Genomic DNA, 12,090 nt, shown 5'->3' with positions numbered 1-12,090 from the left:
TGACCCGGTGTAAATCGGAAGGTTTTGGCCAAGTCAACCGCGAGGGCTGCCTCAGTCCTTCAACGCAAATAGGCGGGGCCCTGGTCATTTCAACGGGAAGGCCATGCCCGCACCTTCATCGTCAGCGATCCCGACGGGAAGCTGATCGCATTCGCGACATCAGCCGGACGCTGGCCTGCAGCGAGAAAGCGCCGCCCGAAGGCGGCGCTTTAATCCGGAACGGGCTGTGGTGATGCCTATTGCGCGCCGCGCGCGACGCGCTCGATTTCTTCGCGTACCAGGCGCTCGACCAGCGTCGGCAGGTTGTTGTCCAGCCAATCCTGCAGCATCGGCCGCAGCATCTCCTCGGCCATCTCGTCGAAGGTCTTCTTGCTGCGGCTGGCGAAGGCGTCGGAGAGCTCGCCGAAGGCGGCTGCGACCTGCCGTCCCGTATGTTCCGAAACGATCGCCGGACGGGCCGGGGTTGTATCGGCCGGGCGCGCGTGCTCGCTGCGCGAAGGACGAGGCTCGAAAGCCGGCTCGGCAGCGAGATCGTCTTCGAAAGCCTCGACCTCCGCGATTGCTGCCTGCCGATTTTCAGTCTCCGGCTGCCTGATCTCGGGCCGCCGTACTGTGTCAGCCGGTTTTGCCTGATTGCCAACGGCCGCGATTTCGCGGCGCCAATCCGTGACGATCGAGTCGGTGGTTTCCGTCTTTGCCCGCACTGCAGCTTCTGCCCCGACGGCGGGGGCAGGTTCACTGGCTATCCTGGCGCTCACTTCCGCCAGGGTCATTGGAGCATGCGCGGGTGGCGCGGCGGTCGTGGCATTTGCCGCAATGGCCGGCTTCACTGGCGACGGCTCGGAGCGCGGCTCCAGCCGCGCAACCACCGGCTCGGCCAGTTGGGCCTGCACCTCGGCCAGCGTCACCGGCTTCTTGCTTTCGGTCGAGCTGTGCAATTCGCTGCGGAAGGCCTCGACATCCGAAACAGGCCCGGCGGCCGGCACAAGGTCCTGCCGCAACTCATCGGCGTCGCCCTTGCGGCCGCTGTCGCTGTCTTCGATGATCCTCCTGATGGAAGCCAGTATTTCTTCCATGGAAGGTTCGCGCTGTGCGCTGCTTGCCGTCGCCATCGTCACATCCGCCGCCCCCGCGCATGATCCCGAAAATCGATCTTCGATTTTCGAAGAGGATCAGGCGCAAAATCAAAGTTCTACAGCCTCCTTTGCGCATCCATCGGACGCGTGGCGCTGTAGTGACCCGTTCCTGGATTCCTGTCCGGCAAAGCCGGATACGAATCATGGCGACAGCGTAGCCGACGGATCGCCATCCGAGAATCCCCAATCTCGGAAGACGCCGGATTTCAACAATTTAGGCTACAAAAGACAAACGCCGCGCATCCTTGGGAAGCGCGGCGCTACGATACTTTCAATCTTGGCGGGATTTGAACCGCTCAGTCGCGATCAACGACCGTCCGGCGTACGCAGCCCGATCCATTTGTCCTTGACGGCTCTGTAGTGCTCTTCAGGCTTGTACTTCACCACATTCAACGCCAGGCGATCGGCCGACAGGCGGCCCATGGCCGACAGGATGGCGTAGCTCGCTACAACCACATCGCGCTCGGAGCTGGCGAGGTCGATCTTTGCCGAGATGACGGCGTTCTGGGCATTCAACACGTCGAGCGTGGTGCGCTGTCCGACATTGCGCTCCTCGATGACGCCGTTGAGCGCCAACTGTGCGGCCGCGATCACCTGCCGATTAGCGTCGACGCTTTCACGCGCTGCGATGTATTGCGTCCATGCCGAGGTCACGGCCTGGCGCACCGAGTCACGGCTGACATCCACCTCGATGCGAGCCTGGCTGAGCGATTCCTTCGACTGACGAACGAGTGCGGAGGTACGGCCGCCCGAATAGATCGGAACGGTCAGCGTCGCGCCGACGGTGGCGGCATTGGAATCGCCGTCCGAATCCCCCGCGCCAGGTACGGTATTTTGATAGACATGGGAAAGGCCGGCACTGGCAGTCAACTGCGGCAGCAACGCACCCTCCTGCGTCTTTACATCAAATCCGGCTGCATCGACGGAATGTAGGGCGGCCAGGATGGCCGGATGCTCGTTCGATGCAATGCCGATCGCCGCCTCGAGACTCCTCGGCAACAGCTTCGCCAACGGCGACGCGGCCTTGAGCTTGCCCGGCTCGTCGCCGACGATCTGATGATAGGTTGCCGCACTGGCCAGAGCCTGCGCACGGGCGGCACTCAACTGCGCCACCGCGGCCGAACGCGACGCGTCGGCCTGCGCCACATCGGTGCGCGTGCCCTCGCCGACCTCGAAACGCGAGCGTGCCGCGCGCGCCTGCTCGGTCAGGAACTGCAGATTCTGTTCGGTCAGCACCGCCACCTGGCGGTCGCGAATCACGTCCATATAGGCGCTCGCCGCGTTGAACAGCGTGTTCTCTTCGGTGTTGCGCAGGCCCTCGACCGAGGCCCTCACCTGTGCAGCGGCCGACGCGACCCTGTTCTTGGTCTGGAAGCCGTCGAACAGCGTCTGATCAATCCGAACGCCGAAGCTGCCGGTGGTCAATGCCAGGCTCGCGTTCCTGCCGTTTAGGTGCCTGGAGGTGTAATCGATATCAGCCGAACCAGTGATCACCGGGCGATAGCCCGACTTGGCGATCGCCACGCCCTCATCGGTGACGCGCACGCCGGCACGGGCCGAATTCAGCGAGGAATTGTTCTGGTAGGCCTTGGAAAGCGCGCCGAGAATGGTTTCCGCCGAGGCGGCTATCGGCGAAAGCGCTGTCGCGGAAATGAGGACAGTAACAAACAAACTCTTGGCTAAGGACGGCACTTTATATCCCTCATTCGTTTTGCACGGGAACCACGCCACGCCAGCCCATCCCTAGGGATCGGCCAGCGCCGCGTCGATGTATCGTTCCCCCGCTGACAGCCTCCCGAAACCCCGGTTAACCAATCAGCAACGATTGTTCAATCGCAAGCCAACATGACAGAGTCTTTGCTGCAAGGCAAAATCACTTAGAACTCGAAGGCATGAATGCGTTCAAATCCGGGTAGTGGCTTAATTGCCGCATTAAATGCCCGTCTTCCGGTTACAACCCCCCTGCATTGAAAAAGAGCCGGGCTACGCCCGCATTGCCCTGCCCTTCCACAGCCACCAGCCGGCCGCCTTCGGCAAGCTGGTCAAGCAGCGCCGCAGGCACTTTCTCGACGCTGCCGCCGATGAGAATCACATTGTAGGGCGCCTTGGCGGCATGACCTTGCGGCAGTGGGCCGGTGACCACGGTGACGTTATCGCAGCCCTGCGCCGAAAGCGCCGCTTTGGCTGCTTCCGCCAGTGTGGTATCGCTTTCCAGCGCCACGACGGATTTGGCCAGCCTGGACAGCAGCGCCGCGGAATAACCGGTGCCGCAGCCGACATCGAGCACCGAATCGCCGGCGTCGATCTCGGCCAACTGCAAAAGCTTGGCCAGTGGCGACGGCTCCATGAGGTAGCGCGCACCGCTGCCATCGGCGCCGTCGGAGATGCGGATATCCTCGTCGATATAGGCGAGAGCCTGTTGGCCGGCCCCGACAAAGGCCTCGCGCGGCACGGCAAGCATGGCATCGAGCAATGCTGCGTCGGTCACATCGGTGGTGCGGACCTGGCCGTCGACCATCTTGACGCGAAGTTCGGAGAAATCAGCGCTCATGTCCCAACCAATCCGTCAAAGCCAATGCGCTGAAATGCGCTTGTCGCGCCGACACTGCGGCGCATTCGACCGGAACTCAAGCCCCCGGCATGCGGGAGTTGAAGCGATTGGAGGCCTCGCCCGGAATCGAACCGGGGTGCAAGGATTTGCAGTCCTCTGCGTAACCACTCCGCCACGAGGCCTCATCGCTCCCGGCGAGCGAACTCAATATGGTGGCAGCGAAAGGTCGTCAAGCGTCCGCGCGGCATTCCGGCGCGCTTTCCTCATCAGCCGCCGCAACGTGGTTCCCGAGCGGTTTCAGCGCTTGGCGCACCGGCATATTGGCCGCTCCTCAAGCATGGCTGCGCGACCGGCGAAACTCGAACCCGCGGCTTTACGCAGCGGGTGCAAACTGGCTTCCACCGTAAACGCGCGGCTGACACCAGGGCTGCCGTTCTCAAGGAGATATTCGAGGGGAAGGTCTGCGAGGGGCTGGAAGCGAAGCGTCCGCTGAACCGGGACCGCGCGCCATCGCTTTCAATTTGGCCGGCGACGCCGTTCCCACCAGACGACGAACCGGCGCCGCAGGCGGCGCACCGCGGCAAATTCGTAGGAAAGCACCAAAAGGCCGAGCGGAATCATCCAGAAGCCGAGAATCGGCAGGAAACCGAGAAGGCCGAAAAACACCAGCACGATACCGATGGCGATCCTCAGCCCGCGCGAGCGCGGCATGGTGAACTCGCGCCCGAACACCGAGATTTTCCGCGCCGGTGCCTGGTTTTCGTCTGCTGCAGTCATGTCGAAAGTCGATCCGGTTGCCTTCGATAAAGCCATATGCGCTAAAGGCTGCAATCGCCTTTCAGGTTCCGCCGACCAAGGTCCGACGGCGCCCAAGACGGCTCATATGTGGTGTCATCCGGCGATTGCCAGAAACCATTGGGTGAAAATGCGCTAAAAAAATGCGAAATGCTTCTTTGCAAAGCCGAAAAGGGTTTGCTATAGGCTGCGCCACTCACATGAGAGCCTCTATTCCCCGGTAGCTCAGTGGTAGAGCAACCGGCTGTTAACCGGTTGGTCGCTGGTTCGAATCCGGCCCGGGGAGCCACCGCCTTATCTAAGCCGTGGTGCGATCTTGTACACTACAGTGCCATTGTCCGTGCACGTCGGTCCGCTTCGGTTCTGCCAGAACGGCTGGTAAACAGCTACGAAGCCGATCGAAGGCAGTTTGGTGGGCATCGCGCCCCTGCCCCCGCCCGAGGCAGCCTGATACGCCCTGTATCATCTATGAAAATACCCAAATCGGGAGGATGCCGGTGCAAACCAAGAAGATCATCAATGACGGCAATCGCGCCGTCGACGAGATGCTGGAAGGCATCCTGGCAGCGCATCCCCGCCATCTCAAAGCCGTTGACGGAAGCCCGCGCTCGATCATCGCCCGCGATGGACCGCGCCAAGGCAAGGTAGGCCTCGTCATTGGTGGCGGCTCGGGCCACGAGCCGAGTTTTCTCGGCTTCGTCGGCAAGGGGCTGGCCGACGCGGCGGCGATCGGCAATGTGTTCGCCTCTCCGCCGCCCGACCCGATCCTCGAATGCGCCAAGGCGGCGAGCGGCGGCGCCGGTGTGCTGTTCATGTACGGCAACTATGCCGGCGACGTCATGAATTTCGACATGGCGGCCGAGATGGCCGCGATGGACGACATCGAGGTGCGCACGGTGCTGAGCACCGACGACGTCGCTTCCGCGCCCGTTGGCGACAGGCACAAGCGGCGCGGTGTCGCAGGGAACTTCTTCATCTTCAAGGCGGCAGGCGCCGCTTGCGACCGCATGTTGTCTTTCGATGAATGCCAACGCATTGCCGGGAAAGCCAACGACCACACCTTTACCATGGGCGTCGCATTGGCGCCCTGTTCGTTGCCGCAAACCCGCCGGCCGAATTTCGAAATCGGACCCGACGAGATGGAGATCGGCATGGGCATCCATGGCGAACCCGGCATCGCACGCGGAAAACTCAAAACGGCCGACGAGATCACTGACGAAATGCTGGACAGGATTCTCGCAGAGATGGCGCCGGCACGCGGCGAGAAGGTCGCCGTGCTGGTCAATTCGCTGGGTTCGACGCCGCTGATGGAACTCTACATCATGAACCGGCGCGTGAAGCAGAGGCTTGACGATATCGGTGTATCCATTCACGCAAGCTGGGTCGGCAATTACTGCACCTCGCTCGAAATGGCCGGCGCTTCGATTACGCTGCACCACCTCGACGACGAGTTGCAAACGATGCTCGACCACCCTTGCGACTGCGCCATGTTTCGCGCCGGGTAAACTTGGTGACCGGCAAGGAACAAGAGATGACGACAATCGACACCACCCGCCTTGCCGCGATGTTCGCGGCCATCGCCGACGCCATGTCAGCCGACCGGGATCGGTTGTGCGCGCTTGACGGGGTGATCGGCGATGCCGACCACGGCATTGCCATGGAGCTTGGATTTTCCGCGGCACGCGATGCGGTGGCCGCATTGGATACCGGCACCACCGATCCGACCATCTTGCTGAACACGGCGGCGAAGTCGTTCCTCAATGCCGTCGGCGCCTCCTCGGGCCCGCTCTATGCCACGGCATTCATGCGCGGCGCGGCCGCCGTCAAGGGCAAGGCGACGCTCGACGACGCCGACGCGGTCGCTATGTTCCAAGCGATGGCCAGAGGCATTCAGGATCGCGGCAAGGCCGAGCCTGGGGAAAAGACGATGATCGATGCGTGGGCGCCGGCCGCGACGGCTGCGGGCGAGGCACTGGCCGCCGGCAAGGGGCTGGCCGGCAGCCTCGCGGCTGCAGCCGAGGCGGCAAAGGCCGGCGCGGAGGCGACCAAGGCGATGATCGCCACCAAGGGCCGGGCCTCCCGCCTCGGCGAACGCTCGCTTGGCCATATGGATCCAGGCGCGGCGTCCGCCGTAACCGTCATCGAGGCGATGCGGATCGCCTTGACCGGCTAGGTCGGGAGCGGATCCTCAGCGCTTCGCGTCGAGCTTGTCGACAGCCTGCACGTTGGCGGCAGAGGGACCGTTCGGATCGAACTCCGAGGCCAGCCAGGCGTCGGCGATCGATTTGGCCAGTTCGGGGCCGATGACGCGCGCACCCATGGTGATGATCTGGGCATTGTTGGATTTCGCAGCGCGTTCCGCCGAATAGGTGTCGTGGGTTAGCGCGGCACGGATTCCGGGCACCTTGTTGGCCGAGATGCTGACGCCGATGCCGGTGCCGCAAAACAGGATGGCGCGGTCGTAATTGCCGTCGACAATTTCGTGGCCGACCGCAGCGGCAATATCGGCGTAGAATCCGGCCTGGCTGAGATCGACGACCTGCAGTTCTGGCTTGGTGGCGAGATGCTTGGCGATGACATCGAGCAGCGGCTTGCCGGCGCTGTCGGCTCCGAGTGCGATCTTCATGGCAATGAACTCCTTCGTTTTCGTGGTCAGCGCGCGATGGCGGCCGACGCCTTTTTGAGAATGTCGATATAGCCTTCCGCTTGCCATGCCGAGCGGCCGATGAACAGCCCATCGATACGCGGCTGGCCAATCAGTTCAGCCGCGTTGCCGGGATTGACGCTGCCGCCGTAGAGCACAAGCGGGGCGGTCGGCAACCGGGTTGCTGCGACCTGCTTGATCAGCGCCTGCTGCTTGTCGGCATAGTCGGCGCTGGCCGGAATGCCTTTCTCGCCGATCGCCCACACCGGTTCATAGGCAAAGAGTATCTCTGCCGACAACTCATTGTTTGCGAGACCCTGCAGCGCGCCCAAGACCTGCGCGGTCAGAATTTCGTCGGCGCGGCCGCCCTCGCGCTCGGCCAGCGTCTCGCCGACACAGATCAGCGGCACAAAGCCGTGCCTGACCGCCGCCGCCGTTTTCAGTCCTACGGTCCTGTCCGTCTCACCAAAATGCTCGCGGCGTTCGCTATGGCCTAGTTCGATCAGGTCGAGCCCGCAATCCCTCAGCATCACCGGCGAAATCTCGCCCGTCCAGGCACCGGCATCGGCCCAATGCATGTTCTGGGCGCCAACCTTGACGCGGGTGTTGGCGAGCGCCGCCTTGACCTGCCGCACCGCGGTGAAGGGCGGAATGACGAAAGGCTGTATCGCCGGATCGAAGCCGGGCACGAAGGCAGCCAATGCCTCGGCGAACTGCAGCGCCTCCGCCAGCGTCTTGTTCATCTTCCAGCTCGTGCCGACCCAATATGGGGCCATTCTTCTCTCCTTCGATCCGAAATTCGAATGATGCGTGTTTCCGGGTCTGCGCCGGCCTTCGGGCCGGCGGTTTGCCTCAAGCGCGAGGCTTGAGACTTTCGCGGCCGCTGTCGATGTAAGGCGCCCAGAAATCCACCGACTCACGGATCATTGCAATAACCTGATGATCGACCGGTTCCCTCTCCCGGAAGGAAAGTTCAAGGCAGATTTCATTGTCGGTTCCGCCACCCGCCCGCACGGCGTCGAGCAGCTTCTGCGGGATGATGCGGCCATCCTTGTTGTAGGCGGCGGTGAACGGCCAGTGCCCGCCCTTGTTCATCGACGATTGCTTGATGTGGATGATCGGCGATTGCAACGGGAACGCTTTCGCCCAGGCATAGGGATCAGTGTCGTCAGGATTGGGCGAGGTCACGTCGCCATGGTCGATGTCGACCATCATCTGCATCGGGATCGGCAGCTTGGCCGCATCGATGGCGCCCTGCAATTCGACGCAGCTTTCGATCGTGTGGCCAAACTCGCGGCCGACCGACATCGGTTCCCAGAAAAGGTAGGTCAGGCCCGCCGCCTTGGCGTGCTCGGCCACTTCGCGCCAGCATTCGAGCGCGATGTCGAGAAGCGCCGCGCGCCGCTGCGGATCGTCAAAATCCTTGTAGGTGAATATGGCGAACTGCGTGCCCATGCCCGACGCGCCGAGTTCGGCGGAGATGTCGGCGAAGGTCTTGAACCAATCGACATAATAGCGGCGCACATCCGCGTCCGGATGGCCGAAATGATTGAGCCGGCCATAGGGACCGGTCATACCCGAAGTGATCCGCACGCCGGTCCGCGCCAGGGCGCTGTTGAACAGGCGAACGAACTTGGCGATCGTTGCCGCCGGCCAGCCCGGATTGACGAATTCATGCGTCAGTTGCACGTCGCGGATGCCGATGCCATAGGCAATGGCGTCGATCAGATCGTCGGGATCGGCGAAGCGATTGACCAGCGGGTTGGTGTTCAGCGAAAGCGTGAAGGCCATCAGTTCACCGCCGCCATTGTCTTTGTGCACCAGTCTTCGAATGTTTTCCGCTCGGCCGCATTGATATGCAGCCCGTGTTTGGTCCGGCGTTCGAGAACGTCGGCGGCGGTCATCGCCCATTCGGTCTCGAACAGGAAGACAGCTTCGAGCTCATAGAAATCCGGGCCGAAACGACGGCCGAGATCGGCTTCGCCTTTTACGCCTTTCAGCAAGGCGCGCGTGCGCGTGCCGTAGCTGCGGGCATAGTGCTTCACCAGCGACGGGCTAAGCCACGAAAACTCGGCGTGCAGATCGCCCAGGAACTGCTGGAAATCCGCGTTGGGCAGGTCGCCTCCCGGCAGGGGAATTTTGGCTGTCCAGGCCTTCTTCATGGTCGGAAAGAAGGGCTGGATCTTTTCCAGCGCATGTTCGGACAGTTTGCGGAAGGTGGTGATCTTGCCGCCGAACACAGAAAGCAGCGGCGCGCCACCGTTCGGGGCGTCGAGTTCGAAGATGTAGTCGCGCGTCACCGCGCTCGGGTTGTCGGCATTGTCGTCATAGAGCGGCCGCACGCCCGAGAAACTGTAGACCACGTCCTGCGCGGTGAGTTGGCGCTTGAAGTAGCGGTTGACCACCTTGATCAGATAATCGATTTCGCTGGCTTCGGCCGCCACTAGCTCAGGCCTGCCTTCATAGGGTATGTCGGTGGTGCCGATCAGCGCCAGATCGTTCTCATACGGATTGACGAAAATCACCCGCTTGTCGTTGTTCTGGATCAGATAGGCCTGCCGTCCCTCCCAGAATTTTGGCACGACGATATGGCTTCCTTTTACCAGGCGAACGTTGCGGGTGGAATTCTGTCCGGCGACGCGGCTGACGATGTCATTCACCCATGGCCCGGCCGCGTTGACCAACCCGCGTGCGCGGACCCTCGTCACAGCGCCCGTGCGGCCGTCCTGCATGTCGATCGACCACAGGCCGTCTTCGCGCCAGGCAGCAATACAGGCAGTGCGAGTGAAGACTTTTGCTCCGCGCTGACTGGCATCGAGCGCATTGAGCAGCACCAGCCTGGCGTCATCGACCCAGCAGTCGGAATATTCGAAGCCACGCTTGAATTCGTCCCTGATCGGCGCCCCTTCCGGCGCCGTTCTCAGGTTCAGTGTCCTCGTTCCCGGCAGCCGCTTGCGGCCGCCAAGATGGTCGTAGAGAAACAGCCCGAGCCGCACCAGCCATGCCGGCCGGTCCTCGGGGCTGTGCGGCAGCACGAAACGCATTGGCCAGATGATGTGCGGCGCCGCCTCAAGCAGCACCTCGCGCTCGATCAGCGCCTCGCGCACCAGCCGGAACTCGTAATATTCGAGATAGCGCAGGCCGCCATGCACCAGCTTGCCGGAACGCGAGCTGGTGCCTTGCGCCAGATCGTCCTTCTCGCACAGGATGACCGACAGCCCGCGACCCGCGGCATCGCGCGCTATGCCGGCGCCGTTGACGCCACCGCCGATCACGAAGAGATCGACAATATCCGTTGTATCGCTCAAGACTTAGCTCCTGTGCGGTGCGCCATCGATTTCCACACCGGATGCAGCGCCTGACGCGCCGCGACAAAAGACGGAAACAGCGCATCGTAGGTTTGCGAAAGCGCCTCGTCATAGGCGTCGCATTCGCCCAGAAGCGGCGTCACCCATTCGGCGCAGCAATCATCCATCGAGCGATAAAAGCCGAGCCCGACCGCGGCCATCATCGCCGCACCCGCGGCACCTGCTTCTTGGCGGCTGCTGGTTCTGACCTGCGCGCGGGTTGCCGCGGCGATAATACGGCGCAGCGACGGACTGCGCGCCGCGCCGCCAGACAGGCGGATCTCGCTGGGCATGCTGCCCATGGCCTGGTAGCAATCGCGGGCCGCGAAGGCCAATCCCTCGAGAACGGCGCGCGCCAGATCGCCAAAACCGTGCTTGACCGAGAGGCCGATGAAGCCCGCGCGTGCGTCGGGGTCAACGAACGGTCCGCGTTCGCCGGCGAGCGAGATATAGGGCTGATAGACCAGCGATCCCGGCTCCGATCCTTCGACCCAGACATCGAGCGCTTTCAGCAGCTCGTCGCGCGAAGGTTTTGCGCCGCTGGCGGTCAGCACGTCGCGCGCCAGGCCAAGCAGCCAGTCGATGTTGAGCGTCGCCGCCATATTGGATTGCAGCTGCGCATAGGCGCCCGGAACCGGCATGGCGATCGTGTAGCCGGAGGCATTGTCGTTGAGGACGACATCATCAGGAGTGCGCGCCAGGCGTGTGTGGATGCCGGTCGAGCCGATGACCGTGCAGCCGACATTGCCGCTTGGATCATAGAGGCCGGCGCCGAGCGCGGTGCTGACCATGTCGACGTAGCCCAGCACCACCGGCGTGCCCGCAAGCAGGCCGGTCTCGCCTGCTGCCGACGCAGAAAGCGGATGATGGTCGGTCGTGCCTTCGAGCATGGGGGGCAGCAGGCGGCGGTGCGACGTCAGATCCAGAATGTCGAGCACCTCGTCGGAATAGCTGCGCGCGCGGAAATCGCCGAAGGTGAATGTTCCCTCCGAAGGATCGGTGGCGCGCTCGCCGGTCATCTTGAAATAGAGCCAGTCCTTGCAGTGAAAGGCAGTGGCGGCGCGCTCCAGGATTTCCGGGCTGTTTTTCTTCAGCCAGCTGAGCTGAGCGCCCTGCTGGCAGGCGTTGAGCCCGGTGCCGGTGATCTCGAACCGCGTGCGATCCCGGGGATCGCCGCGCATCTCGTCCACCAGATGTCCGGCGCGCGCATCGAGCCAGAGCCACGCGCGCCCGACCGGCATGCCGTCGCCATCGATCAGCCAGGTGCCGTCGCCCTGCCCGGTGACCGCGACGGCCGCGGTTCGCCGCGCGAGGTCTGGAATTTTCGTCGCCAGATCGAGAACGGTCAGCACCATGTCGCGCCAGGTCTGATTAAGGTCCTGTTCGGCGCCGCCGCCTTCCAGCGTGACGAAGCTGTTGGTCACCGATGCCATGGCGAGCTGCCGCCCCGATAGATCGAAAGCGACCGATTTGATCACGGACGTTCCCGCGTCGATCCCGATCAGCAGGTCTTTCATGCCGCAAGTTCCGGATGGTTATGAAGGCAAGTCACAAGGAGCAGTCTTTGTTGTCTCGAAGCCATGGAAGAGCCAGGGAGTGTCCGCGAAGGACACCCCC

Annotated in this window: 10 protein-coding genes, 2 tRNA genes and 1 pseudogene; 3 read left to right on the top strand and 10 right to left on the bottom strand. The window is 62.9% G+C overall.

What is annotated here, in order from left to right:
- Nucleotides 1-236: 236 nt before the first annotated feature.
- The 5 genes and pseudogenes from NL532_RS15585 to NL532_RS15565 all read right to left on the bottom strand — a co-directional run bounded on the left by NL532_RS15585 (nucleotide 237) and on the right by NL532_RS15565 (nucleotide 4,464).
- Nucleotides 237-1,112 carry a PopZ family protein gene (locus NL532_RS15585; protein ID WP_023829900.1) on the bottom strand — a complete coding sequence of 292 codons (876 nt, stop codon included), beginning with the start codon at nucleotides 1,110-1,112 and terminating at the stop codon, nucleotides 237-239.
- A 330-nt stretch (nucleotides 1,113-1,442) separates the two neighbouring features.
- Nucleotides 1,443-2,828 (bottom strand): TolC family outer membrane protein, encoded by a 1,386-nt coding sequence (locus NL532_RS15580; RefSeq protein ID WP_023691095.1) that lies wholly within the window; start codon nucleotides 2,826-2,828, stop codon nucleotides 1,443-1,445.
- Nucleotides 2,829-3,013: 185 nt separating this feature from the next.
- A pseudogene (locus NL532_RS15575) lies at nucleotides 3,014-3,687 on the bottom strand (protein-L-isoaspartate O-methyltransferase family protein).
- 108 nt (nucleotides 3,688-3,795) lie between these two features.
- A tRNA-Cys gene (locus NL532_RS15570) sits at nucleotides 3,796-3,869 on the bottom strand.
- A gap of 334 nt (nucleotides 3,870-4,203) precedes the next feature.
- Nucleotides 4,204-4,464 (bottom strand): PGPGW domain-containing protein, encoded by a 261-nt coding sequence (locus NL532_RS15565; RefSeq protein ID WP_027050334.1) that lies wholly within the window; start codon nucleotides 4,462-4,464, stop codon nucleotides 4,204-4,206.
- Nucleotides 4,465-4,696: 232 nt separating this feature from the next.
- On the opposite strand from NL532_RS15565, the gene NL532_RS15560 reads away from it, so the two are divergent.
- The 3 genes from NL532_RS15560 to dhaL all read left to right on the top strand — a co-directional run bounded on the left by NL532_RS15560 (nucleotide 4,697) and on the right by dhaL (nucleotide 6,655).
- Nucleotides 4,697-4,771 (top strand) — tRNA-Asn (locus tag NL532_RS15560).
- A gap of 208 nt (nucleotides 4,772-4,979) precedes the next feature.
- Nucleotides 4,980-5,987 (top strand): dihydroxyacetone kinase subunit DhaK, encoded by a 1,008-nt coding sequence (locus tag NL532_RS15555; protein ID WP_023688205.1) that lies wholly within the window; start codon nucleotides 4,980-4,982, stop codon nucleotides 5,985-5,987.
- 26 nt (nucleotides 5,988-6,013) lie between these two features.
- Nucleotides 6,014-6,655: a dihydroxyacetone kinase subunit DhaL gene (dhaL, locus tag NL532_RS15550; protein WP_023706016.1), complete on the top strand. Its 642-nt coding sequence runs from the start codon at nucleotides 6,014-6,016 to the stop codon at nucleotides 6,653-6,655.
- A gap of 15 nt (nucleotides 6,656-6,670) precedes the next feature.
- Here dhaL and derI read toward each other — a convergent pair whose 3' ends face one another.
- The 5 genes from derI to NL532_RS15525 all read right to left on the bottom strand — a co-directional run bounded on the left by derI (nucleotide 6,671) and on the right by NL532_RS15525 (nucleotide 11,990).
- Entirely contained in the window at nucleotides 6,671-7,108 is a 438-nt protein-coding gene (gene derI / locus NL532_RS15545) for a D-erythrulose-4-phosphate isomerase (RefSeq protein WP_023672592.1), read from the bottom strand.
- A gap of 26 nt (nucleotides 7,109-7,134) precedes the next feature.
- Nucleotides 7,135-7,902 (bottom strand): triose-phosphate isomerase, encoded by a 768-nt coding sequence (locus NL532_RS15540; RefSeq protein WP_023823023.1) that lies wholly within the window; start codon nucleotides 7,900-7,902, stop codon nucleotides 7,135-7,137.
- 76 nt (nucleotides 7,903-7,978) lie between these two features.
- On the bottom strand, nucleotides 7,979-8,917 hold the full coding sequence (locus NL532_RS15535) for a sugar phosphate isomerase/epimerase family protein (RefSeq protein WP_023710712.1): 939 nt from the start codon (nucleotides 8,915-8,917) through the stop codon (nucleotides 7,979-7,981).
- On the bottom strand, nucleotides 8,917-10,434 hold the full coding sequence (locus tag NL532_RS15530; protein WP_023829899.1) for a glycerol-3-phosphate dehydrogenase: 1,518 nt from the start codon (nucleotides 10,432-10,434) through the stop codon (nucleotides 8,917-8,919). The genes NL532_RS15535 and NL532_RS15530 overlap by 1 nt, the downstream gene beginning before the upstream one ends.
- On the bottom strand, nucleotides 10,431-11,990 hold the full coding sequence (locus NL532_RS15525; RefSeq protein WP_023672596.1) for an FGGY-family carbohydrate kinase: 1,560 nt from the start codon (nucleotides 11,988-11,990) through the stop codon (nucleotides 10,431-10,433). The genes NL532_RS15530 and NL532_RS15525 overlap by 4 nt, the downstream gene beginning before the upstream one ends.
- Nucleotides 11,991-12,090 lie beyond the last annotated feature (100 nt).

Source organism: Mesorhizobium sp. C120A, assembly GCF_030323105.1.
Lineage (GTDB): Bacteria > Pseudomonadota > Alphaproteobacteria > Rhizobiales > Rhizobiaceae > Mesorhizobium.
The sequence above is the reverse complement of the archived record's forward strand: the minus strand, read 5'-3'. Positions and strand labels throughout refer to the sequence as shown.